Source organism: Candidatus Dormiibacterota bacterium (genome assembly GCA_035532835.1).
Classification (GTDB): Bacteria; Vulcanimicrobiota; Vulcanimicrobiia; order Vulcanimicrobiales; family Vulcanimicrobiaceae; genus DAHUXY01.
Window position 1 is genome coordinate 13,545 of the sequence record DATKQG010000061.1, and the last position, 23,525, is coordinate 37,069.

The 23,525-nt window shown below is 62.7% G+C and carries 21 protein-coding genes; 16 read left to right on the forward strand and 5 right to left on the reverse strand.

Annotated elements, in window-relative coordinates; translation table 11 throughout:
* Nucleotides 1–9: 9 nt before the first annotated feature.
* Entirely contained in the window at nt 10–1,005 is a 996-nt protein-coding gene (locus VMW12_08130; GenBank protein HUZ49689.1) for a PaaX family transcriptional regulator C-terminal domain-containing protein, read from the reverse strand.
* Here VMW12_08130 and VMW12_08135 point away from each other — a divergent pair.
* Genes VMW12_08135 through VMW12_08170 form a run of 8 tightly spaced genes read left to right on the forward strand, consistent with a single transcriptional unit; the run spans nt 949 to nt 7,261 of the window.
* Nucleotides 949–2,082, forward strand: coding sequence for a Phenylacetic acid catabolic protein (locus tag VMW12_08135; GenBank protein HUZ49690.1), 1,134 nt, complete (start codon nt 949–951; stop codon nt 2,080–2,082). The genes VMW12_08130 and VMW12_08135 overlap by 57 nt on opposite strands.
* Before the next feature lie 55 nt (nt 2,083–2,137).
* Nucleotides 2,138–2,998: an enoyl-CoA hydratase/isomerase family protein gene (locus VMW12_08140; protein HUZ49691.1), complete on the forward strand. Its 861-nt coding sequence runs from the start codon at nt 2,138–2,140 to the stop codon at nt 2,996–2,998.
* Nucleotides 2,999–3,013: 15 nt separating this feature from the next.
* Entirely contained in the window at nt 3,014–3,751 is a 738-nt protein-coding gene (locus VMW12_08145; protein HUZ49692.1) for a hypothetical protein, read from the forward strand.
* 7 nt (nt 3,752–3,758) lie between these two features.
* Entirely contained in the window at nt 3,759–3,992 is a 234-nt protein-coding gene (locus VMW12_08150) for a hypothetical protein (GenBank protein HUZ49693.1), read from the forward strand.
* On the forward strand, nt 3,931–4,320 hold the full coding sequence (locus VMW12_08155; protein ID HUZ49694.1) for an Lrp/AsnC ligand binding domain-containing protein: 390 nt from the start codon (nt 3,931–3,933) through the stop codon (nt 4,318–4,320). The genes VMW12_08150 and VMW12_08155 overlap by 62 nt, the downstream gene beginning before the upstream one ends.
* 1 nt (nt 4,321) lies before the next feature.
* On the forward strand, nt 4,322–5,245 hold the full coding sequence (locus VMW12_08160; GenBank protein ID HUZ49695.1) for a 2-dehydropantoate 2-reductase: 924 nt from the start codon (nt 4,322–4,324) through the stop codon (nt 5,243–5,245).
* Nucleotides 5,242–6,837, forward strand: coding sequence for a phospholipid carrier-dependent glycosyltransferase (locus VMW12_08165; protein ID HUZ49696.1), 1,596 nt, complete (start codon nt 5,242–5,244; stop codon nt 6,835–6,837). Before VMW12_08160 ends, VMW12_08165 begins: the two co-directional genes overlap by 4 nt.
* A gap of 40 nt (nt 6,838–6,877) precedes the next feature.
* On the forward strand, nt 6,878–7,261 hold the full coding sequence (locus VMW12_08170; GenBank protein HUZ49697.1) for a hypothetical protein: 384 nt from the start codon (nt 6,878–6,880) through the stop codon (nt 7,259–7,261).
* Between the two features lie 475 nt (nt 7,262–7,736).
* On the opposite strand, the gene VMW12_08175 is transcribed toward VMW12_08170, so the two are convergent.
* Together VMW12_08175 and VMW12_08180 are read right to left on the reverse strand one after the other, a co-directional pair.
* Complete coding sequence (locus VMW12_08175) at nt 7,737–9,482, reverse strand: serine hydrolase domain-containing protein (GenBank protein HUZ49698.1); 1,746 nt, start codon at nt 9,480–9,482, stop codon at nt 7,737–7,739.
* Nucleotides 9,460–10,452, reverse strand: coding sequence for an MBL fold metallo-hydrolase RNA specificity domain-containing protein (locus VMW12_08180; protein ID HUZ49699.1), 993 nt, complete (start codon nt 10,450–10,452; stop codon nt 9,460–9,462). The genes VMW12_08175 and VMW12_08180 overlap by 23 nt, the downstream gene beginning before the upstream one ends.
* 69 nt (nt 10,453–10,521) lie before the next feature.
* Here VMW12_08180 and cysK point away from each other — a divergent pair, with 69 nt between their 5' ends.
* The 8 genes from cysK to VMW12_08220 all read left to right on the forward strand — a co-directional run bounded on the left by cysK (nt 10,522) and on the right by VMW12_08220 (nt 21,069).
* Nucleotides 10,522–11,484: a cysteine synthase A gene (gene cysK / locus VMW12_08185; GenBank protein HUZ49700.1), complete on the forward strand. Its 963-nt coding sequence runs from the start codon at nt 10,522–10,524 to the stop codon at nt 11,482–11,484.
* A 253-nt stretch (nt 11,485–11,737) separates the two neighbouring features.
* Nucleotides 11,738–12,739: an asparaginase gene (locus VMW12_08190; protein ID HUZ49701.1), complete on the forward strand. Its 1,002-nt coding sequence runs from the start codon at nt 11,738–11,740 to the stop codon at nt 12,737–12,739.
* A 48-nt stretch (nt 12,740–12,787) separates the two neighbouring features.
* Nucleotides 12,788–16,315: a methionine synthase gene (gene metH, locus VMW12_08195; GenBank protein ID HUZ49702.1), complete on the forward strand. Its 3,528-nt coding sequence runs from the start codon at nt 12,788–12,790 to the stop codon at nt 16,313–16,315.
* 60 nt (nt 16,316–16,375) lie between these two features.
* Nucleotides 16,376–17,608, forward strand: coding sequence for a branched-chain amino acid ABC transporter substrate-binding protein (locus tag VMW12_08200; protein ID HUZ49703.1), 1,233 nt, complete (start codon nt 16,376–16,378; stop codon nt 17,606–17,608).
* A 1-nt stretch (nt 17,609) separates the two neighbouring features.
* Nucleotides 17,610–18,521 carry a branched-chain amino acid ABC transporter permease gene (locus tag VMW12_08205; GenBank protein ID HUZ49704.1) on the forward strand — a complete coding sequence of 304 codons (912 nt, stop codon included), beginning with the start codon at nt 17,610–17,612 and terminating at the stop codon, nt 18,519–18,521.
* A complete protein-coding gene (locus tag VMW12_08210; GenBank protein HUZ49705.1) occupies nt 18,518–19,591 on the forward strand; it encodes an ABC transporter ATP-binding protein in 1,074 nt (357 codons plus the stop codon). The genes VMW12_08205 and VMW12_08210 overlap by 4 nt, the downstream gene beginning before the upstream one ends.
* A complete protein-coding gene (locus VMW12_08215; protein HUZ49706.1) occupies nt 19,592–20,359 on the forward strand; it encodes an ABC transporter ATP-binding protein in 768 nt (255 codons plus the stop codon).
* Nucleotides 20,356–21,069 carry an ABC transporter ATP-binding protein gene (locus VMW12_08220; protein ID HUZ49707.1) on the forward strand — a complete coding sequence of 238 codons (714 nt, stop codon included), beginning with the start codon at nt 20,356–20,358 and terminating at the stop codon, nt 21,067–21,069. The genes VMW12_08215 and VMW12_08220 overlap by 4 nt, the downstream gene beginning before the upstream one ends.
* Here the strand turns inward: VMW12_08220 and VMW12_08225 are convergent.
* Entirely contained in the window at nt 21,054–22,331 is a 1,278-nt protein-coding gene (locus tag VMW12_08225; protein HUZ49708.1) for a cyclopropane-fatty-acyl-phospholipid synthase family protein, read from the reverse strand. The two genes, VMW12_08220 and VMW12_08225, sit on opposite strands and share 16 nt — an antisense overlap.
* Before the next feature lie 20 nt (nt 22,332–22,351).
* Nucleotides 22,352–23,449 carry an amidohydrolase family protein gene (locus VMW12_08230; GenBank protein HUZ49709.1) on the reverse strand — a complete coding sequence of 366 codons (1,098 nt, stop codon included), beginning with the start codon at nt 23,447–23,449 and terminating at the stop codon, nt 22,352–22,354.
* Between the last annotated feature and the right edge of the window lie 76 nt (nt 23,450–23,525).

Sequence of the window (23,525 nt, forward strand, 5' to 3'; positions counted from 1 at the left end):
GGGCGCGATTCATGCGCTCGCCGAGCCCAGGTTCGCGGCCGAGCGGAAGAAGCGCAGCGACTTCGCGTCGATGGCGGCGTAGTATTCGCGAAAAAGGGCGGCGGCTCGCGTGCCCGCCCAATGCGCCGGCAGCAGCGCGCTGGGCAAACCGGGATCGATGTACGTGAACTTGCGGTAGTCGTGGACGAGCCACAGGCGCTCGACGAAAGCCTCGCGCTCCGAGAACCCGGCGGTCGTTCGCTCGTCCTGCAACCGGGGAGTGTACCGGTCGATGAAAGAGTCGTAGGCAGCGCCGATCGCCTTCAGGTCCCAGCATTTTTCGAGCAAGGCGCGGTCGGTGAGCGGCCCGTGGTATTCGCCTGAAAACAGGTCGATGTCGCCGAGCACGTCCGCGGCTTGGGCTACGTCGCGGGCCTGTTCGATGGTGTCGGAGGGCGAAATCCACGTCGAGGCCGAGAGCGGCGCCCAGCCCAAGACGGCCAAGTCCTTACGCAGGCGGTCCCGCCGGTCGCGCTGGGCTTCGCTCACGCCGTACGTTAGCATCCGCCACCGGCCGTCCCATTCCACGATAGGCCCGTAGATGCGGGGGCTGAGCCCTTCGATCCGCCGCCGGCCACGCTCGGTCACGGCGTAAAAGGCACGGTTTCCATGCTTGCTTGCGACGAGCCAGCCCTGGCGCGACATCCGCGAGACGGCCTGGCGTACCGCCGCGTCCGAGAGTCCGAAGGTCGCCATGAGCCGCACCAGCCCACCGATCCAGAGCGAACCGTCGGGGGTGTGGCGGTGGACCATGTCGCCGTATAAGGTAAAAATGAACGAGTTGGGGCGAGTAACCGGCCGCGTTTCCAGCTTGACACCTCTTGGTTGGATGAGTAGTATGACGGTATTCTCACGAATTAGCAAAAAACCGTCATATACCTGGTTGGACGGTTTCTCAGGAGAGCAACCATGGCGCGTATTTCCACCTTCGACGACTGGATTGACCTGCTCAAAGACTGGCAGCACGATATTGGCCTGGATCAGGATCTCATCGAGCGCTATATGCCGGGGTACGCCTTCGAGGCGAAGTACGGCGAGTTGCCCACCTCCGAAATCTATTTCGGCGATTTTCGCGGCGAGCGCCGCTGGGAGAAGATCGGCGAAATTCCCGACCAGCGTATGCGGGACGCGGTGCTGAACATGATCGTCTATCAGGGCGATACCGAGTTCGCCTCCAACGAGCAGCAGCGTTTTCTGGTGAACAACGCGCCGAGCGAGTATGACCTCGGTGCGCTGGTGCGGATTATGGTCGAAGAGACGCGCCACGGCTATCAAATGTGCCATCTCCTCGTGAACCATTTCGGCAGCGAGGGCAAGATCGAGGCGCAGAAAATGCTCGAGCGTCGCGCTTTCGGCAAAAAGAATCGCCTGCTCAACGCCTTTAACGAAGACGTGACGCATTGGCTGGATTTCTTCGCGTACACCAACTTTATGGACCGCGACGGGAAGTTTCAGCTTTCGATGCTCTCGCATTCGAGCTTCGCGCCGCTGGCGGCATCGATGGGGCCGATGCTGCGCGAGGAGGCGTTCCACATGGGCACCGGAATCACGGGCCTGCGCCGTATCGCCAAGGCCGCCGTTATTCCGGTCGAGATGCAGCAGAAGTACTACAACAAGTGGATTTCCGGCTCGCTCGATCTTTTTGGAACCGATCACTCCGGCTCGGCCCAGTGGGCGTACACGTGGGGCATCAAAGGCCGCGTCGACGAGGACAAAACCGGCGAAGCCGTCGATAAAGAGATGCTCAACGAGCGCGCGCGCGGCCAGTTTTACGACGAGATCGGGAAAACGATCGACCGCGTCAACGAAGTCAACCAGAGCGAGACGAAGTTTTACCTCCCGGACCTGCGCTTCAATCGCAAGATCGGCCAGTTCTCGGGCGAGCGCTATAGCGTGGACGGCCGCCGCCTAACGGAAGCGGAGTGGGAATCCTACGCACCAAGCGTCCTTCCTACCGGCGCCGACGACGCGGTGCTCGCATCGTATTTCAAGAATCCCGGTTGGATCGCGCCCAAGGGCAGCAACAGCATTTCTCAAAACTAGCGCCATCGCTAGTTCGCACTCTCCACACGACACGTTTGTACGAGAAAGAATCACCATGAGCGGTAACGGAAGCACAACCACGACCCAGCAGACTCCGTTCGGTCGAGAGGCGCGAGCGTTCGACGGAAAGCGCGTCATCAATTATTGGAAAGACGGACACATCGGGTTCATCGAGATGGACGATCCGCCGGCCAACACCTACACGCACGAAATGATGCGTCAGCTCGACGAAGCGATTCTCGATGCACGCTTCGACGAAGACGTTGAGGTGATCGTCCTCACCGGCAAAGGCGAGAAATTTTTCTCGGCCGGCGCGAACATCGCGATGCTCAATTCGGTCACGCCGGAATTCAAATACATGTTCTGCCTGCATGCCAACGAGACGCTCTCGCGTTTGGAGCAGACGCCCAAGCTCGTGATCGCGGCGCTCAACGGACACTGCGTCGGCGGCGGCATGGAGATCGCGATGGCGTGCGACATTCGCATCGCGCGCAAGGACGGCGGAAAGATCGGCCTGCCGGAGGTCTCGCTCGGCGTGCTCCCGGGTACCGGCGGTACGCAGCGCCTCGCGCGATTGGTCGGAAAGCCGCGCGCCATCGAATTGATGGTAACGGGCAAGACCTTCAGCTACGAACAAGCCCAGGACTGGGGCGTGATCACCGATGTCATCGAGGGCTCGGCGGACGAATTCCGCGCGCAAATCGTGCAGTATGCCCGGCAGTTCTGCACTCCGAACAAGGCCCCGATGGCGGTCGGACACATCAAGCGCGCCGTTCAGACGGGTGCGGAAATTCCGCTCCAAGATGCGCTAGCGCTCGAACGCGAATTGCAGTCGTTGCTCTTCAAGAGCGAGGACGCGAAAGAAGGCATTGCGGCGTACAACGAAAAGCGCGTCGCCAAGTTCAAAAATAAGTAGCGCGGTAGCGAGACGATGATCGTTTGGCTGAGCCGAATACCGAGCGTCGTCTCGTTTCTACTGGTCGTGGGCTTCACCGACGGGCTTGCGTTGGCGGCGATGTTTGCTGCAAGGCGTTGGGCGAATCGTCGGCGGCTCCCAATGGGGCCGCCGATCGTGAGTGCTTGGGCAACGGTAGCAGGCGGCTTATGCGGCCTGCTTTTTGCTTTTGCCATCGCGACGTTATGGTCGCAACTCCGCGCGAGCGAAACGAACCTCGATGCGGAGGCGACGGCGGTTCGCCTCGCAGCACGCGATGTCTCGAGCGCGCAAGTTCCCCTTCTACGCGCGTACGTCGAAGCGTCGGTGCGCGAATGGCCCAGTCTGTGCGGCGGCGGGTCGTTCGCCGCCTCGCGGAGCGCGCTCGTTCGCTTCGAACGCGAGGCGAGTCCGCGCAGTCCCGAATACGCTGCCGACCTGTCCGCGCAAATCGATGCGCTGGAGCGGACGCGTTTTCGCCGATTGAGATCGTCGCAGCCGACGGTTCCCGACGAAGTATGGGTCGCGCTCGTGGTGTTGGCGCTCGCCGCGATCGTCGTGTTGTCGATCGCGAACCCGGAACGTCTAGCGTTGCACGTCGCGCTCATGCTGGTCGTCGGCACCGAACTAGGTGCCCTGTTTTGGGTGTTGACGGTACTAGAACTACCGTTTTGCGGTTCGACCGGTATCGGCTTGAGCGCGCTCGCGAACGCACTTCAAGCGATCGGTCTATAGGCTGCGAATGCGCCGTTGGGAGACGCTGGCCGCGCTGCTGGCCGTGATCGTTGCGAGCCTGGCGGCACTCCACGTTCCGTATCGATTGGCGTTTGCGCTGATCGCAATCGCCCTGATCCTCGTGGTTGGGGCCTCGCGCATCCGTACCGGTATGCTCCGGCGCCCGAAGACGCGTCGTTTTGACGCGACCGAGCGCGCCGAGCGCATTCGGGAAGAGCGCGATCGCCGCTTCGGACGCTAGCGCGGCCCTTCCGGGAGTCATTCCCACCGGCGGCGCCGAAGTTGCACGCATGGTTACCGCGTTCATCCTCATGAATGTCGAGCGTCCGAGACTCAAGTCCATCGCCGACGACCTCCTCGCCATAGACGGCGTTGCCGAGGTGTACTCGGTGGCCGGCCCGTTCGATCTGGTCGTGATCGCGCGCGTCAAAGAGCACGAGCAACTGAACGATTTAGTGACCGAGCACATCGGATCGCTCGAAGGCATCGAGAGCACCGAGACGTTAATCTCGTTTCGCGCGTTTGCGAAAAAAGACTTAGGGCTGCTCTGGGACATCGGTGTGGACTAACATGAGCGTTCGATCTGCCGGCAGCCCGCTCCAGCGCCATGCCGTTTTCGGCTTAGGCGGCGTGGGCGGCCTGATCGCCACGTTGCTCTCGGCGGGAGGCCATAGCGTCACGGCGATCGTTCGCAGCGATCCGAACGAGCGCATGGACGTCTCCTTGGAGCGGCCCGACGGCGCGATCGTGCGGGGCACCATTCGGTCGGTCACCGCGCTAGACGGTGAGGTCGACGTCCTGTGGATCGCCCCGAAAGCGACCCAGCTACGCGATGCGCTCCACGCCGTCGCTTCCTTGCGGCCGAGCTTGGTGGTGCCGCTGCTCAACGGGATCGACCACATGTCGGTGCTTCGCGACGCGTTTGGCAACGACGTGCTCGTACCGGCGACGATCTCGGTCGAAACCGAGAAGCTTGCGCCCGGGCGCTTCCGTCAGAGCAGCCCCTTCATCAATCTCACGCTCGCCGAGAACGCTAAGGCGGTACTTGCCCCGGCAACGCAGACGCTCGCCGGATTCGGCGTCGACGTTCGATATATCGACGACGAACAGACGTTATTGTGGTCGAAGCTGGTGTTTTTGGCACCCTTAGCATTAGCGACGTCGGCGGCGGGAGAGCCGCTCGGCTTCGTGCGGGATACGCCCGAGTGGCGCGAGCGCTTAGAAGCCGCCGTTCGCGAGGTCGCCGCCGTTGCGCTCGCGTGCGGCGCATCGGTTGAAGCCCACGGTGCTCTCGAATTGATCGGGCGCGCCAATCCCGGTATGCGGAGTTCCATGCAGAAGGATGTCGAAGCCGGCCGCGAGCCCGAACTCGATGCCATCGGCGGAACGATACTACGCGCTGCCCAAGCGCACGGCATACCCGTCCCGACGATCGAGGATCTCATCGAACGCACGCGAGCGCGGGTTGCCGCGCGGGCGGCATCCTCGTCTTGACCGAATTGTTCCAACCCGCGGAGCGGAGCGAGCGACTCGTTCGGCCGCTGGATTACGTGCTGTCCATCGGCATCGCGCTTGCGTCGTTCGTCACGCTGTTCGTCAACTATTGGCTGCCTGCCGGGAAGATCTTCGACGAAGTCTATTTCGCGAGAGCGGCAGAAGATTACCTGACGCGGCAATACATCTACGAAAATACCCATCCGCCGATCACCAAGCTGCTGATCACGCTCTCGACGATGATGTTCGGCGGCATGCACGGCGGCGATAACGCGCACGGTTGGCGTTTTCTCGATGTCGTGTTCGGAGCGGCCTCGGTATGGCTGCTCTACATCCTCGCAAAACGCGTGACGAAATCGTCGCTGTTTGCGTCGTATGCCTCGATCCTGTTCGCCGTGGACGGCATGCACTTCGTGCAATCGCGGATCGCAACGCCGGAGAGCTTCGTCTGTTTCTTTTCGATCGCGTCGCTCTACACGTTTCTGCGCTATTGGCAAGCGGTGCAGGCGGACACGCCGTTTGCGCTGGTTGGCCGCGAGTGGCTGGTGCGCGGCATCGGCGCCCTTGCCTGCGTCGTGCTCGCCATCGCCGGGACGCTCGTACGCTTTCCGCACGAGTCGCGCCCGGCCATCGTGCTGTGCATCGTGTGGGCTTGCGCGGGGCTCTATCTCGCCTACCGATTGTTGCTCGAACCGCGCTGGCTCGCTCCGCGCGCGCCGGCTGCAACTCCCCGTGAACGGTCCGGGCTTTGGCTCGCGCTCTTCGCGACCTCGATCGCGCTGCTGGTCACGAGCAAGTGGTACGGCATCATGTCGTACGGCGTCGCGTTCGTGGTCGTACTCGGCGTGTGGTTTCAACGCAAGCGCCCGGCCCGCTGGGGGAATCCACGCGCGTTTCCGCTCGACGTGATCTTCTGCGTCGTCGTGTTCGTGACCGGGAGCATCTACGCGGCGGCTTATACGCCGCAGTTCATCGGCCTCTCCGATCAACCGACCTCGGCCCCCCGCGCGTACACGTTTACCGACGTCGTCACGATGCAATACAACGCCTTTGAATACCACGAGCACCTGAACGACGGCGGCCGCAACCAGCACCCGTACGCCTCAAAATGGTGGCAGTGGCCGCTCGATCTACGCCCGATTCTTTACGCCGCCGAATACGGCGGCAGCGGCCCCACCGCAACCGCGGCGATGGTGTACACGCTCCCCAACCCGCTCATTCTCTGGCTAGGGTTGCTCACGGTCCCCTGGATCGGATTTCTTGGGTTGCGCGAGCGCAACAAGGGATACGCGCTGATCGTTCTTGCGTACCTACTGCAGTGGCTCCCATGGATGGCCTCGCCGAGAATTGCGTTCGCGTACCACTTTTACGTCGACATTCCGCTGATCTGTCTCTGCAACGCGATTGCCGCACAACGCTTCTGGCTGATGATGCGCGAATACGGGCGCGACGGCATAGCCGCGCGCGCCGTCGTCGTGGGATATCTGTTAGCGGTCGTCATATCGTTCGTCTACTTCTACCCGATCCTCGCCGGCGTCACCATCCCCACCCACGCCTGGATGCAACGCATGTGGCTGCACTCGTGGATTTGAGATTGAACTACAGTTTTACAAGAAATGCCGCGACCGTAGGATGAAAAGCGTGCCATGCCCGCTGATGCGGCGCTTGTTTTACCTTTTCTACGATCGACGAACGCTTGGATTTGTCTTATTTCTCGCTGGAACCAGCGAAGTATTTCGGCAAGCGCGCGAAGGGGCTCTTGAGGCGTTTTGTGTATTCTTGGGTCTGACCGCTATGTATTTGCTTGATGTCGCTTTTTTCGTGGTGCGCCGTAAGGGAGCGCTCTCCGCGCGCACCATCGCGGTGGCGACGGCAACAGCCGTTACCTACGAAGTCACACTTACCATGCCAACATTTCGCCTTGAAGAACAAATCGTCGGTTTGATCGTCTTGGTTCCTACGTTTGCGTATCTCTATGGTGTTTTTGTTTGGGGTGATGGGAAGCCGAGCGGATAGAAGGCGCTGCTGTAGGCTCTCCTCGATGTGATGGCCCCTCACATCTTAGCTCGGGGGCTCATCGCAGGGGATCCAGAAAGCAACGGTGGCCTTTTTTGATGCGCTGATTATTTTACGGCCTCTACGATCGGCGATCCGCCGGGTTCGCATTATTTCTTGGTGCGACGTACGACGTATTTCTTCAGGCACGCGGAAACAATCTTGAGGCTATGTTGCTTTTTGTTGGTTTGTCTGCCGTGTTCTTGTTGGACGTTGCGTTTTTCGTAGTGCTTCGTAAGGGGGCATTTAACGCCCGAGTACTTGCTGTAATAGCAGGGGCTGGTATTACTTACGAGTTCATGCTCGTGACGCAAAGGGTATCTTTGGAGGGCCAAATTATCGGTGTAGCGATGTTGGTGCCGATGTTCGCATACCTCTACGGTATGTTTATCTGGGGCGACGCAAAGCCAAGCGCGTAGTCTCAGCTAGGTGCCATCTACGGGAGATCGATGCGGTAGAGGTCGCCGCCGTCGATCCAGAGACGTTGCATTTGCCCGGCGGCCGGCGTATCAAAGCGAACGCGCGAGGTGCCGGAGAGAAACGAGCCGTCCTTCTGCGGACGAAGCGGGCTTATGCCGTCGAAGGTGAGCCGGTCTCCAACGATGATCGTACGCACGATAATGGGCTGCCCCCAGATAACCGCTTCGTAGCGCCCGACGAGCGCATTCCACGATGCCGGGTGAGAGAAGCTGCGCGGACCCGCGTATCCCGCCTTGTAATAGAGTTTCGAACCGTTGTTAAATCCGTACACCTGCCGCTGTTTGTCGCGATGGAAAGCGGTGTAGAACATGCGCAGGCGCGGATCGTGCGTGGCGAACGTATCGTCGCTTTGCGGGAAGACCGGATACGTGGCACCGTGCAGGCTCGTCGTCAACTCGCGGCCGTCGGCTGCAAACGCGATCGTGGATCCGTCGGTCGCGGTATAGGTTCCGGCGTACTGCGCGGGGTCGGGCACGATGTTCGGGGATGGCGGCGGCGCTGGCGCCGCGGGTAGCGCCTGCCCGAGTTGTTGCGCGCGCAATACGGCCATCGCGTACTTCACGATCGCGCACGGATGCAATGGCGATTCGACGAGGTTCGCCATCGCGATCGCCCCGAAACCGCGGGTGAGGTTGGCTTGCATGCAGGCGGTGTAGCCGGAGACCCCGCCGGTGTGCCCGATGAGATGGTCGCCGTCTTTGTGAAAGATCGAGAGCCCGTAGCCGTACTGCTTGTAAAAGCTCGGCCACTCCGCCATCTCGATGCCCGCGGCACCGGCCGGCTTGCCGTTGGCAAGATGGTCGGCGTTCGTCATCGCCAAGAACGATGCGTGTGAGATCAACGTATGGCCGTCGGCGGTTTTACCGCCGTTTAAATACAACCGCATGTACGCCGCCATGTCGGCGGGAGTGGAGATCACCGAGCCGGCCGGGTCGACGAAATCGTAGTTCTGCGCGGCGATCAGCGCCGGATGGTCGAGTTGCGGGCGGTCGATGTCGCGAACCTCATACCCCGTTGCGGTATCTTCCATATCGCGGGGCGTGAAGTATGCCGACGAGTGCGCCATGCCGATCGGCGCGAAGACGCCGGAGGCAAGCTGCTCCTGCCACGGCGCCTTGCCGACGGCTGCGACGACCGCGCCGATCGTCGCGAAGCCGTCGTTCGAATACGCCCATGCCGTTCCGGGTTGGAAGATCTCATGCGCGTCGCGTAACGCGGCGACCGCGAACCCGTACGACGAGACGAACGTGTAATCGTCGGGAATACCGGCCGTATGCGAAAGTAATTGATGGATCAGAATCGGTTTGCGGGCGCCTTGGATGCGCCACCACGGCAGATAGGTCGTGACCGGCGCCTGCAAATCGATCAACCCTCGATCGTGCATCTGCAGCAGCAGCAGCGTCGTCATCGATTTTGAGATCGAGCCGATCGGAAAGCGCGTGTCGGGCGTAACCGGCGCCTTCGTATCGAGGTTCGCGTATCCGGCGGTGATGATGCGCAGCGTATGCGTGCGGTCGGTGATCGCCACCGACATGCCCGGTGCCCCTTGCTCGGCTAGCGCGCGCGGAGCGTAGGCCGCGATGGCTGCGAGCGCTTCATCCATCGTCGGCGCCGCGCTCTGGGCCCGCGACGAGATCGGCGCGAGCGTCGTGAGAACGAAAGCCGCCGCGAGGAGACCGCTAGAAAAGCGAGAGTTGCGCATGGTCCTCCAAATACTCCGCATCGATGCCGAGCCTACGCAAACGATGCACGAAATCGCGCCAGCCATGATTGAGCAGCACCTTACGCGGTGCCGCTAGCTCGATGTAGCGCAGGAGCGACGGATAATCCGCATGGTCCGAAAGCGCGAATGCCCGTTCGACCCCGTAGCGGTAGTGTGCGCCGCGATCGAGCGCCCATCCCGTCAAGACCGCACTGCGCAACGGCTTTTTGTGGATGCGAGCCGGAAGCTCTTTGCCGGACGGCGGCCACACCAGCACGCGATCGCCCGCAAACGTCGCCTCGTCGTACGCCTCATAGGCGGGAAGCTGGATGCCGCGCTCGCGATAGACGCGCGACATCGCGTCGATGCTGTGATGCACCGTGAGCGCGAGCCCGGCCTCGCCGAGAATCGCCATCGCCTCCTGCGCCTTACCGAGGGAGTATGCGTAGAAAACCGGGACCGTGCCGGCCTCCAGCGCGGCACGAGCAAACGCCGCCATCTCGCCCGCAATCTCTTCGCGCGGCGGAAAGACGTACTGCGGCCGCCCGAACGTGCACTCCATCAGCACCACGTCGCACGGCTTGACTTCGGTCGGCTCCGTCGTGAGCGAGGGCGCGAGCTTGAAGTCGCCGGTATAGACGAAGCGCCCCGTCTCGCCTTCAACCAAGAGCTGCGCGCTGCCCAGGACGTGCCCGGCCGAGAAGAGCGTGAAGCGGTGCCCGCCTTCCTCCCAGGGCTCGTTGAAAGCGTGCTCCTCGAAGACCACGGGTGCGCGATCGGGGCGCTTGGCCCGGCGCGGAAAGCGCACGCGGCAGATGGCCGCCGTATTGGGCGAGGTGACCACGGTGCGGTGCTCGCGAGCGTGGTCGGCGTGCCCGTGCGAGACGTAGCAGCGCTCGCGCGAGCGCATGCTATCGACCCACAGATCGGGGCCCTCGAGGTAGAGCGATTTTTCACGGAGGCGGAACACGGTACGAACGAGTGTTCGCCGCGGCCGCCCCGAAAACTTCGCCGTACGCGTGCGGTCTAAAGAAACACTATGGCACGCATTTACGACAATCTTGCCGATACGTTCGGCAATACTCCGCTCGTGAAACTCCCGAGGCTCGGGAAAGGCCTTCCCGGCACAGTGCTGGTCAAGATGGAGTCGTTCAACCCGGCCGGCTCGGTGAAGGATCGCATCGGCGTCGCGATGATCGAAGCCGCCGAGCGCGACGGCCGCCTGCTTCCAGGCATGACGATTCTCGAGCCGACCAGCGGCAACACCGGCATCGCGCTCGCCTTCGTGGCGGCCGCCAAAGGCTACTCGTGCATCTTAGTGATGCCCGACACGATGACGATCGAACGGCGCAGCCTTCTCAAAGCCTACGGCGCGCAAGTCGTCCTAACGCCCGGCGCAGACGGCATGAAAGGCGCGATTGCCAAAGCCGAAAGCATCCGCGCGACCGCGCCGGCCCGCTACTTCGTCCCGCAGCAATTCGAGAACCCCGCAAACCCGGAGATCCATCGCCGCACGACAGCCGAGGAAATCTGGCGCGATACCGACGGAGCCGTCGACGTCTTCGTCGCCATGGTCGGCACCGGCGGCACGATCACCGGCGTCGGCGAACTGCTCAAAGAGCGCAAACCCGGCGTGCGCATCGTCGCGGGCGAACCCGACGCATCGCCGGTCCTTTCAGGCGGAGCGGCGGCCCCGCACAAGATCCAAGGCACCGGTACCGGCTTCGTTCCAAAGGTTCTGGATACGAAAGTATACGACGAAATCATCCGCGTCACCGATGCCGATGCGATCGCGATGGCGCGCCGCGCCGCGCGAGAAGAAGGCATGCTCGTCGGTATCTCCGCCGGTGCCAACATCTGGGCGGCACTGCAGATTGCCGCGCGTCCCGAGATGAAGGGCAAAACGATCGTCACCATCGCCTGCGATACCGGCGAACGCTATTTGAGCAATCCGGTCTTCACCGAACAAGAAGCCGTCATCGTCGAACCCGCGCTGGCTTGATGGGGTGTGCCGAGGCCCGGTTGCGGGGCGGGACACACCGTTGGGACGGGGACGCGCGCGTTTTTCACATCCATGTGAAAAACGCTACTCCGTTCGTCGTCGCTCCCGCCCTCCGGGCTCCGCTCCTCCCTCACAGGCCCCGTGCCAACGGTGTAACCCGCCCCACAACCGGGTCCTAGCAGCCTGCGGGCGGGGCGAGCCGTTTCGTCGCGAATAGGCCCAGGTCACACTTAACGAAGGAAGTTAGAACGCTTTGCAAGCTCCATCCGGAGAGCCTTTCGTCGACGTAACGCGCGGCGATATCGTTGAATCCGTCCACAATGTCGCGGCTTGCGCCGGCGACGCGAAGGGGACGCTCCACCTCCAACTCGGCGACATCGATACGCCGATTTTTTTGCGCTCGACCGCAAAGCCGTTCATTGCGGCGGCGGCGATTGAAGCCGGCGTGCGCGATGCGTTCGGGTTGACGATGGAAGAGATCGCCGTGATGTCGGCATCGCATTCCGGCGAGTCGTTCCACGTAAACGCGGTGCAGTCGATCTTGCAGAAGATCGGGCTCGATGCGTCGGCGTTGCAGTGCGGCGCGCATGCGCCGTATAACGAGGCTGCGGCGGAAGCGCTGCGCGCGCAAGGCATCGTGCCGAGTGCGCTGCACAACAATTGCTCCGGGAAGCACGCTGGAATTCTCGCGCTCTCTCGCGTGATGGGGGCGGATCCGGCGTCGTATTTGGAACTGGAGCATCCGGCGCAGCGGGCCATCTTGGCGTTTTGCGCGCGAATGTCGGATGACGATCCGCACGCGTGGCCGCTGGGGGTGGACGGTTGCGGGATTCCGGTCTATGCCACAAGTTTGCGTAAAGGGGCGCTGGCGTTCGCGCGATTCGCTTCGCTCGAGGGGATCGAAGCGCGCGATGCGATGGCGCTCTTGGTGGTGCGGGATGCGATGGTTTCGCACCCGGAGTTCGTCGGCGGCACCCATACGCTCGACACCGATTTGATGCGGGTGGCGGGCGGGGCCATCGCTTGTAAGGCGGGTGCGGAGGGCGTTCACGGGGTGGCCGCAATTCCGCAGGGCCTTGGATTCGTCAGCAAAGTGATCGACGGAAGCAGCCGAGCGCGAGGGCCTTCGACGCTGGCGCTGCTCTCTCGCTTAGGCGTGCTGGATGCCGAACGTGCCGCAAAACTCGATGGGTATGCTCGGCCGGTCGTGTATAATCGAGCGGGGCGCGTGGCCGGAGAGGTCCGCGCGCGATAGTTTTACAGCAACTCCGTCGCCATCGAACAAGCGGGGAGAGGTAGAGACATGCACGAGTACTTACGCCTGCTCGGGGAGCGGGTACTTCTTTTTGACGGCGCCATGGGCACGCAGCTCATGGATCTCGAGCTGACCGCGCAGGATTTCGGCGGAGAGCGCTACGCGGGCTGTAACGAAGCCTTGGTGCTGACCCGGCCCGATCTGGTGCGCGATATTCATCGCTCGTATCTGCTTGCCGGCGCCGATGTGGTCGAAACGGATTCGTTTACGGCCTCGCGCTTGAAGCTGGACGAATATGGCTTAGGCGAGAAAACACTGGAGATCAACATCCGGGCGGCGCAGCTCGCGCGTGAAGCCTGCGATGAGATTGCCACGCCGGATCGTCCGCGGTTCGTTGCCGGCTCGATGGGGCCGACGGGGATGCTGGTTTCGTCGTCCGATCCCTCGCTCTCGAAGATTACCTATGCGGAGCTCGCCGATATCTATGGCGAGCAGGCGCGCGCGCTGGTGGACGGCGGCGTCGATCTGCTCTTGCTCGAGACGATGCAGGACATGCTCGAACTCAAGGCCGCGATCGCCGGCATCACGCGCGAATTCGCCAAGGGTCTGCGGCGCGTGCCGATTCAAGCGCAGCCGACGCTCATCACCGAAGGGCGGATGTTGCTTGGGACCGACGTGCGCGCGATGTGCGCGACGCTCGACGCGCTGCCGATCGACGTGATCGGTTTGAACTGCTCGACGGGGCCCGCGCAAATGCGCGATTCGATCCGCTATCTTGCCGAAAACTCGCGCTGTTTCGTGAGCGTGATTCCGAACGCGGGATTGCCGTTGATGGGGCCTAAAGGCGAAACGATCTATCCCGAGTCGCCGAGCGAGCTCGCGCACGAGTTGGCGGAGTTCGTCTCGGAATTCGGCGTCAACGTCGTGGGCGGCTGTTGCGGCTCGACGCCGGAACACATTCGTGCGCTTCGTGCCGCGATCGACGCGACCGGCATCTCGCCGGCCCTGCGAACGCGGCTGGAATGGCTGCGCGCTCCGCGCGAAGTGATCGCGAGCGACGTCTCGCGCCCGCAGTACGCTGCAAGCGCGATGACCGCGATAGCGCTGGAGCAGGAGCCGCGCCCGCTCTTGGTCGGCGAACGAATCAACGCGCAGGGCTCGCGCAAGCTCAAGCGCCTGTTGCTGGAAGAGAACTACGACGAAATCGCCATGGTCGGGCGCGAACAGGTCGAAGGCGGCGCCCACGTGCTCGACGTCTGCTGCGCGCTCACCGAGCGTGTCGATGAAGACGAGCAGATGCGCCAGGTCGTTCGCAGGCTCGCGCAATCGGTTGAGGCTCCGCTCATGATCGATTCCACCGAGCCGCGCGTCATGCAGGTCGCGCTGGAAAACTATCCGGGGCGCGCCATCATCAATTCGGTGAATTTAGAAGCCGGACGCGGGAAGATCGATATCGTCGCGCCGCTCGCCGTCGAACACGGCGCGGCGCTCGTCGCGCTGACGATCGATGAGACCGGCATGGCGAAGACCGCCGCGCGTAAGCTCGAGGTGGCGCGGCGACTCTACGACATCATCGTAGGCGAATACGGCATCCCGCCGGGCGCGCTCATTTTCGATGCGCTCACGTTCACGCTGGCTACCGGTGACCCGGAATTCGCCGATTCGGCCGTGGCGACGATCGAGGGCATTCGCGAGATCAAACGCGAGCTGCCGGGAGTTCTCACCTCGCTCGGCGTCTCGAACGTATCGTTCGGTCTCAAGCCGGCGGCCAGAGCGGCCATCAATTCGGTCTTTCTGCACCATTGCGTGCAGGCGGGCCTAGACGCGGCGCTCGTCAATCCGAAGGAAATTACGCCCTACGCCGAGGTCGACGCAACCGTGCGCGAACTCTGCGACGACCTCGTGTTCAACCGTCGCGCCGACGCGCTGGCGCGCGTGATCGAGCACTTCGAAAGCAGCGGTACGGCCGGAGCGATACAGCAAAGCACCGCCGACGAAGACGAAGCGCTGCCGATCGCGCAGCGCATCCACCAGGCGATTCTGCGACGCCGCAAGGACGGCATCGAACTGAAGATCGATGAAGCCCTGCAAGAGCGTTCGCCCGTTGCGGTGCTCAACGAGATTTTGCTGCCCGCAATGAAAGACGTCGGCGATAAATTCGGAGCCGGCGAACTGATCCTTCCGTTCGTTTTACAGTCGGCCGAGGTGATGAAAAAGGCGGTCGCCCACCTCGAGCAATTCCTCGAGAAAAAAGAAGGCTCGACGAAAGGCACCGTGGTGCTTGCGACGGTCTTCGGCGACGTTCACGACATCGGCAAGAATCTCGTGAACACGATTCTCACCAACAACGGGTACACCGTGCACGATTTGGGCAAGCAAGTGCCGATGAATACGATCCTTGAGAAAGCCGTGGAAGTCGGTGCCGATGCGATCGGCCTCTCGGCACTCTTGGTATCGACGAGCAAACAGATGCCGATTTGCGTGCACGAGCAGGATACGCGCGGGCTTTCGTTCCCGGTGATCGTCGGCGGCGCCGCGATCAATCGCGATTTCGGGCGGCGTATCTCGCTGCTCGATGAAGGCGAGCGCTATTTCGCACCGGGGCTGTTCTATGCGAAGGATGCCTTCGAAGGTTTGGAACTGATGGACGCGCTTACGTCAGACCCGTCGGCGCGGATCGCGTTACTCGACCGAGCGAAATCGGAGGCGTTCGCGCAGCGGGATCGGGCGCGGTCGGCTGCGGTCGCCACGCCGGCGGTGCGCCGCATATCCGCGGTGAAACGGGAGCCCGCCGACGTTCCGACCCCGCCGTTCTGGGGAGCCCGAACCATCGAAGGCATCGACGTGCGCGAGTTGTGGCCGGCATTCGATTTGCGCTCGCTCTATCGGCTGTCGTGGGGCGCGAGTAACGCCAAAGGCGAGGCGTTCGACGCGCTGGTACGCGACGAATTCGAACCGCGTTTGCGACGCTACGAGCGCGAGTCGGAAAAGGGCGGGTTGCTCGAACCGCGGGTCGCGTACGGATATTTCCCGGCTGCGGGCCTCGGCGACGACGTGATCGTGTACGATCCGACCGATACGCAACGTGAGATCGCCCGCTTCCCGTTTGCTCGGCAAGCCGGCGGCGAGCATCTGTGTTTGGCCGATTATCTGCGCGAACCCGATCGTGGGGGCGCCTCGGACCTCATCGCGCTGCAGGTCGTCACGGTCGGCCGGCCGTCGTCCGAGCGGACCGATGCGCTGCAGCATGCCGGCGAATACAGCGAAGCGTACTTTCTCCACGGGTTTTCCGTGCAATCGGCGGAAGCGCTGGCGGAGTACGCGCACGCGCGCATTCGTGCCGAACTGGGCTTACCGGCCGGGCGCGGCAAGCGGTACTCGTGGGGCTACGGCGCCTGCCCGGATCTTTCGCAGCATGAAATCGCGTTCGCGCTGCTCGATGCGACCGACCGGATCGGCGTCGCGCTGACCGAGGCGTTCCAGATGGTGCCGGAGCAATCCACGGCGGCGATCGTGATGCATCACCCCAAGGCCTCGTATTTCAATGCTGCGGCCGTGCGAGAGTTGGCTTCGTAACCCAAGGTCCCGCGGTCGCAGGTAGGGATGGCGTGCGGCGCGGGCCAATCCCGGATGGCTATGCACCTCTCTCGCTCGTTCCGCGCGCTCGCAGCGCTTCTATGTGCCGCGTCCGTGGCCGCCTGCTCCCATTCCACCTCGTCGTCGGGCGCAGGCGCAAGCCCGGCACCCGCCGCCATCAAAATCGGCATCGACCTGCCGCTCTCCGGAGCCGATGCCTCGGTCGGGCGCAGCACCCTCAACGGGATGCTGCTGGCGATCTCCCAGGCGAACGCCAAGGGTCTGCCGGGCAAGTTCAAGCTCGAAACCATGCAGCTCGACGATGCCGTCCAAGGCGTCCACAGCCCGGAGCAGGGTGTCTCGAACGTGAAAACGATGATCGCCGATCCGAGCGTGCTCGCTATGCTCGGCCCCTATAACTCGAACGTGGCCTCGGCGGAAATTCCGGTAACGAACGGGGCGGGCCTCGCGCAGATTAGTCCGTCCGCCGTCAGCGACGGCTTGACGCTTGGAGCGGATGCCGCAACGCTGCGCCGTAATAACCCGGCCCAGAACGCCTTTTTCCGCGTCTGCACGACCGATTCGCGGCAGGGCTCGGCGGCGGCGGCATTCGCGCTGAAGTTCGGGTGGAAGAAGGCCTACATCATCGATGACGACGAGACCTACGGGCTCGATCTGGCGAACGTTTTCGAGCACGATTTCGCCGCTAAAGGCGGTACGATTCTCGGGCACGATCACATTGCGAAGAATACGCAAGATTTCAAATCGTTGCTCACTAAAATCGCGGCGACCAAGCCCGACCTCATCTTTTTCGGCGGAACCACCTCGACCGGAGCCGGCTTGATCCGGCAGCAAATGTTCGATACGGGTCTGGGTAAAGTGGCGTTCATGGGCGGCGACGGCATTCCGGATATCGCTACGGTCGCCGGTCCGCGCGCTGACGGCACCTATTATACGCTAGCCGCTCCCAACGCGCAGAAGCTTCCGTCCGCGCAGGCCTTCATCAAGGCCTACGAAGCCGCGTACCATAAGCCGATCGGCCCCTACAGCGCGAACGCCTATGCCGCCGCGCAGGTGGCGATCGTGGCGATCGAGCATGCGATCGTCGCCGCCGGAAACGCCATGCCGACGCGGGCGCAAGTGCTCGCGCAGGTCGCGAAAACCACCGACGTTCGCACGCCGATCGGCCCGATCAGCTTCGATGCGAACGGCGATGTGAAACAGCCCGTGCTCTCGCTGTATACGATCAAGAATGGGAAACCCGTTTTTCTCGATCAGATCAATCTGAAATAGCGTGCACGAGTTTCTCGCGCAACTCGTCAACGGTATCTCGCTGGGCGGAATCTACGCGCTGATCGCGATCGGGTACACCATGGTGTACGGAATCGTCGAACTGATCAATTTCGCGCACGGCGACGTCTACACGCTCGGCTCGTTCTTCTCGCTCGCCATCCTCACCGCGCTGGGCGCTACCGGGGAACTACACGGAAGCGTGCTGGTGATCGACGTCGCGCTTTCGCTCGTGGGCGCGGCCGTATGTTGCGGCTTGATCGGCGTGTTGATCGAACGGCTCGCCTATCGTCGCTTGCGCAACGCCCCGCGATTGGCTCCGCTCATAACCGCGATCGGCGTTTCTTTTATTCTTGAGAACGTGATGCAAGCGTGGAAGGGCTCGGCCCCGCTACCGTTCCCGGACGTGCTCCCTAATCCGACGTTCGCGCTCGGTCCGGTCAGCGTCTCGATGCAGCAACTCGTCGTCGTCGCGCTCGCGCTGGTCGCGATGATCTCCCTGCAGATCTTCGTCTCTCGCTCGAAGACGGGTAAAGCGATGCGGGCGGTCGCGCAGGATCGGCAGGCGGCGCTCCTGATGGGCATCGACGTCAACCGCACGATTGCGATCACGTTCTTGATCGCCGGAGTGCTGGCGGGAATCGGCGGCTTCGTCTCGGGCGTGTACTATCAATCGACGTGGTTTCTCAACGGCTTCGGCGCCGGGCTCAAAGCATTCACGGCAGCGGTTCTGGGTGGGATCGGTAACCTGCCGGGGGCGATGCTCGGCGGCTTTTCCATCGGCATCATCGAGTCGTTCGCAACCTGGAAACTCGGTGGCCAATGGAGTAACGTAACGGTTTTTGCGATTTTGGTGATCGTCTTGATCGTGCGCCCCTCCGGTCTGCTCGGCCGTCGTACGCAGGAGAAGGTATGATCTACGCGGTCGCTGCCGCGATCGTCCTCTTTGCCGTCGCCATCGGCCGCATGCGCGGCGCGCGGGTGCGCGGCTTCGCTCTGGCGGCCTTTGCGATCGTCCTCGCACTGGTTCCGTTGGTGGTGCGTAACGATGCGTCGATCAACACGCTTGCCGATGTCGGAATCTACGTGATGCTCGCGCTGGGCCTGAACATCACCGTCGGCTATGCCGGGCTCCTGGATTTAGGCTATGCGGCGTTTTTCTCGATTGGCGCGTATGCGTACGGCATGTTGGCCAGCCCCCAATTCGGCCTGCACTGGCCTTTTTGGGCGCTGTTGTTCGTCGGCGCCGGGCTCGCGGCGTTGTTCGGATTTTTACTCGGTGCGCCGACGTTGCGTCTGCACGGCGATTATCTCGCCATCGTCACGTTGGGCTTCGGATTGATCGTTCCGCAGATCTTTCAGAACCTTACCCGATACACCGGCGGCCCCAACGGGATTAGCGGCCTCGATACGCCGGCCTTCTTCGGGCATTCGTTCGGTCAGAGCGCCGTGCCGTTTTACTACGTGGTGCTCGCGATCGTGGCGATCGTGATTCTCTTGGTCAACAATTTGCGAGAGAGCCGCCTAGGCCGCGCGTGGATGGCGATGCGTGAAGATCCGCTCGCAGCCAAGCACGTCGGCATCAATACGACCGGCGTGCAAATCGCCGCATTCGCCTTCGGCGCGGCGATCGCGGGCTTGGCGGGCGTCATCTTTGCGGCAAAATTAAGCCTGGTCTCCCCCGATCTCTTCACGTATCAGACGAGCATCTTGGTGCTTTCGATGGTCGTTCTGGGCGGCATGGGCAATATTCCGGGCGTCATTATCGGCGCCGTGCTACTCGCTCTGGTTAATGGCTTCGTGTTGCCGCAAATTAACGGCTTGGTCAACGGTGCGCTGCACACGCACCTCGATCTCACCAACTACAATTTCTTTATCTACGGCGCGATCTTGGTTGCGTTGATGCTCTTTCGTCCCGAAGGTCTGCTCCCGAATCGCGAACGCCAACAAGAATTACATGCCGCAACCCCGACGGAGTCGGTCTGAGTGGCTTTGCTGGAGATCGCGCGGGTAGAGAAACGCTTCGGCAATCTTACCGCGGTGAAGAGCCTCGATTTGAACGTAGCGGCCGGCACGATCGCCGGAGTGATCGGCCCGAACGGCGCCGGGAAATCGACCGTCTTCAACCTCATCACGGGGGTCTATCGGCCCGATGCCGGCGAGGTGCGTTTTGAGGGGAGCCGCATCGACGGCCGCCCGACCTATCGGGTCGCCCGGCGCGGGATTGCGCGAACGTTTCAAAACTTGCGACTCTTCGGTCATCTCGACGCGGTCGAAAACGTCTTGATCGGCGAGCACGGAAAATTGCGTGCCAATGCTTTCGATTCGCTGCTGCACGTTCCGCGCGAGCGACGCGAGGAACTCGCGGCTCGCGAACGAGCGATCGATTTGCTGGCGTTCGTCGGCTTACGCGACGTCGGGTCGCAGTTCGCACGGAACCTTTCGTACGGCTCGCAGCGACGTTTGGAAATCGCGCGCGCGCTCGCGGGCGATCCGCGGCTCTTGCTGCTCGACGAGCCTGCCGCCGGTATGAATCCAACCGAAAAAGGTTCGCTGGTAGATTTGATCCATGCGATCCGCGACCGCGGGGTGACGGTGATCTTGATCGAACACGACATGGGTTTGGTCATGCAACTCTGCGAAACGATCGCGGTGCTGGATTACGGCGAAAAAATCGCGGAGGGCGATCCGGCGAGCATCCGCTCGAACGCGCGCGTGATCGAAGCGTATCTCGGCGTCGAGGCGCCGGCGTGAGCGCGCTCCTCGACATTGCCGATCTCGACGTGCGGTACGGCGGCATCCGCGCGCTGCATGGGATCTCGTTACACGTCGAAGAGGGTGAGATCGTGGCGTTGCTCGGTGCGAACGGTGCCGGAAAGACGACCACGCTGCGTGCCGTGAGCGGCCTGATCCGCGCGCATAGCGGGCGGATAGCTTTCGCGGGGAGCGATACGTCGCGACGGCCCGCGAACGAGATCGCCCGCATCGGCCTCGGCCACGTACCGGAGGGACGGCGCGTCTTCGCGCGGATGAACGTACGCGAAAATCTCGAGTTGGGTGCGTACGCGGTCGCATCCGCCAAGATCGTGCGCGAGCGATTCGAGGAAGTCTTGGCCATATTCCCGCGTCTGCACGAGCGGCTGGATCAGTTCGCCGGAACGCTGTCGGGTGGAGAGCAGCAAATGCTCGCCATCGGTCGCGCGCTCATGAGCGCTCCGCGTCTGTTGCTCTTGGACGAACCCTCGCTCGGCCTATCGCCGTTGCTCGTGCAGACGATTTTTTCGGTGATACGGAATATCCACGCGCGCGGCACGACGGTACTGCTGGTGGAACAGAACGCTCGCCAAGCGCTCGGGATCGCGAGCCGCGGTTACGTGTTGGAGAACGGCCGCATCGCGCGCGAGGACCGAGCGTCGAATCTTCTGGGCGATCCCGCGGTCGTGGCCGCCTACCTCGGCGGGTAGAGGTCCGCGCGCGTCGGCGGCAGGTCGACGCGTCCGTGCTCGTCCGGTCGCGCCAACAGCGCTTGGAAGAGCCCGATGTTTCCAGCCGCGAAGTTCGCCGCGCTCCCGGCCATATAGAGCCGCCACGTGCGATACGCGCGCGCACCCGCAGCCTCGATCGCCGCATCGCGATGGCGTTCGATGTTCTCGACCCACGCTCGCAGCGTGCGGACGTAATGCTCGCGCAGATTCTCGACGTCGCGTACCTCGAATCCGCAGCGCTCCGCGATCTCCAGGCTCTTCCCGATCGCTACGAGTTCGCCGTCCGGAAACACGTAGCGGTCGACGAAACCGCGAGCCTTTCCGCCGCGCCGTCCGGGACTCTGTTCGGCGATACCGTGATTGAGAAAGAGCCCGCCGGGGCGCAGCGCGCCCAGTACCGTTTCGAAATAGGCGGGTAATTGGGCCAGCCCCACGTGCTCGACCATGCCGATGCTCGCAATGCGATCGAACGTCATGCCCTGCAAATCGCGATAGTCGCGCAGTTCCACGCGCGCCGTTTCGGTCAATCCCGCCAGCTCTATGCGCCGTTGCGTTTCGTCGCGTTGCCGCGCACTCAGGGTGATACCCAGGACGTTCGCTCCATACGAGCGGGCGGCATGGATGAGGAGCGCTCCCCATCCGCAACCGATGTCCAGCAACGTCATGCCGCGGCGTAGCCTTAACTTGCGCGCGATATAGTCGAGCTTGGCTAGCTGGGCCGCTTCAAGATCCATTGCCGGCGATTCGTAGTACGCGCACGAGTAGGCCATCGATCGATCCAGAAAGCTTTCGTAGAATTGCACGGGATGATCGTAATGGTAGGTGATGGCGGCCCGATCGCGCTCGCGCGAATGCATCTCGCCGCGTAGGCGCGCGGGGCTCGAGCCGTTGCCGTTGCCGGCTCGCGGTAACCGCGATAACAAGTATCCGGCGTGGAGCGTCCTGGCCAGCGAACGGTCCACATCGGCGGCGTTGAAAGCGGAGACGGCGCTAGGCAAATCTCCCTCGACGTCGAGCTGCCCTTCGACGAAGGCTCTGCCCGCGTTGAGATCGACCGGGGGCGCAAACGCGGTGCGCAGCGCGTCGGGCGAATTGACGAGCAGGGTAAACGTGCGGGTGACGTCGCGGCTGGGCAGTATGCTGCCGTCCCAGAGACGCACGTCGAAGCCCCGTAAGAAGCGTTGGCCAAAGATCGTCTCGAGCAGGGCAACGTTGCGTGCGATTAAACGATCTTGCTGCATCGAGTTCTCCCTCCGATGAATCAGGCCGCGGTTGGTCGCCCCACGTGTACGCCGTAGACGCCTTGCCCCGCGACCATCGTACCAACGATTGCGTAGTCTTCATCCCAAATCGAGAGATCGGCGCGCATGCCCGGAGCGATGCGCCCCATCTCGTGTTCGTGCTTGATCAATTTCGCCGGTGCGTGCGTCGCCGCGACGATCGCTTGAGCGAAGGAAATTTCGGCGTACGACATGTAGTTGCGCACCGCTTGATCGATGCGTAACGCGCTGCCGGCAATGGTGCCGTCGTCCGAGCGCATGACGCCGCCCTCGATGTGGTATCCGGAATCGGCGGGCGGCATGTTGTCGGTCGCGAGCACGATGCGGTCGCCGAGCGTGCGGTACAGAATATCGACCATAACCGGAGAGACGTGATATCCGTCGCCGATCACTTGCACCAACGTCCGGCGGTCTTGGATGAACGCAGCCAATATCGACGGATCGCGGTGGTCCAGCGGCGGCATACCGTTAAAGGCATGCGTCAACGAACGAAAGCCCAAACCGATCGCGAGCAGTCCATCGCCGTAGCGCGCCGATGTGTGCCCGGCGGAGCATACGACACCGTGTTCCAGAAAGACCCGCATCGCTTGCGCGGCTCCCTCGACTTCGGGCGCCATCGTGACGAGCAGGCACGCTCCCTTGCATGCGTCGACCATCTCTTTCGCGCGCTCGGCGGACGCCGGCAAGAGCCAATCGCTGCGGTGGACGCGCCGGAATTTCGGATTGAGAAACGGTCCTTCAAAATGGATGCCTAGGCACCGCGCGCCGCGGGGCGTGTCTTCTTCGAGGTCGTGTGCGGCATCGACGATGTCCGACGCGGCGTGCAGCATCGATTCGAAAGGCGCCGTCATCACGCTGGCTACGAATCCCGTCGCGCCCATGCGCGCGTACTCCGCCGCCGCTACGGCCACCGCGTTGCCCTGGTCGCGGTTGAAGAGAAACTCGCCCGCTCCGTTGGTGTGCACGTCGATCAGGCCGGGAGCGATGCTGCTCCCCGCCGGCAGGGCGTAATCCGATGGACCGTCGGCCGGAAGAATTGCCGCGATGCGTCCGTTTTCGATGGATAGCCGCCCGTACATCGACGAGCCGTCACCGATCGCAATGAACGCCGGGCCGAGGGTAACTCCTGTTGACGTAATCGGCCTCCTTAGCGAG

Excerpts from the sequence above, each read along its gene's own strand:
- VMW12_08170 (HUZ49697.1), top strand. The coding sequence starts at position 6,878 with ATGAAAAGCGTGCCATGCCCGCTGATGCGGCGCTTGTTTTACCTTTTC.
- VMW12_08140 (HUZ49691.1), top strand. The coding sequence starts at position 2,138 with ATGAGCGGTAACGGAAGCACAACCACGACCCAGCAGACTCCGTTCGGT.
- VMW12_08145 (HUZ49692.1), top strand. The coding sequence starts at position 3,014 with ATGATCGTTTGGCTGAGCCGAATACCGAGCGTCGTCTCGTTTCTACTG.
- VMW12_08175 (HUZ49698.1), bottom strand. The coding sequence starts at position 9,482 with ATGCGCAACTCTCGCTTTTCTAGCGGTCTCCTCGCGGCGGCTTTCGTT.
- VMW12_08135 (HUZ49690.1), top strand. The coding sequence starts at position 949 with ATGGCGCGTATTTCCACCTTCGACGACTGGATTGACCTGCTCAAAGAC.
- VMW12_08230 (HUZ49709.1), bottom strand. The coding sequence starts at position 23,449 with ATGTACGGGCGGCTATCCATCGAAAACGGACGCATCGCGGCAATTCTT.
- VMW12_08225 (HUZ49708.1), bottom strand. The coding sequence starts at position 22,331 with ATGCAGCAAGATCGTTTAATCGCACGCAACGTTGCCCTGCTCGAGACG.
- metH (HUZ49702.1), top strand. The coding sequence starts at position 12,788 with ATGCACGAGTACTTACGCCTGCTCGGGGAGCGGGTACTTCTTTTTGAC.
- cysK (HUZ49700.1), top strand. The coding sequence starts at position 10,522 with ATGGCACGCATTTACGACAATCTTGCCGATACGTTCGGCAATACTCCG.
- VMW12_08160 (HUZ49695.1), top strand. The coding sequence starts at position 4,322 with ATGAGCGTTCGATCTGCCGGCAGCCCGCTCCAGCGCCATGCCGTTTTC.
- VMW12_08210 (HUZ49705.1), top strand. The coding sequence starts at position 18,518 with ATGATCTACGCGGTCGCTGCCGCGATCGTCCTCTTTGCCGTCGCCATC.
- VMW12_08150 (HUZ49693.1), top strand. The coding sequence starts at position 3,759 with ATGCGCCGTTGGGAGACGCTGGCCGCGCTGCTGGCCGTGATCGTTGCG.
- VMW12_08200 (HUZ49703.1), top strand. The coding sequence starts at position 16,376 with ATGCACCTCTCTCGCTCGTTCCGCGCGCTCGCAGCGCTTCTATGTGCC.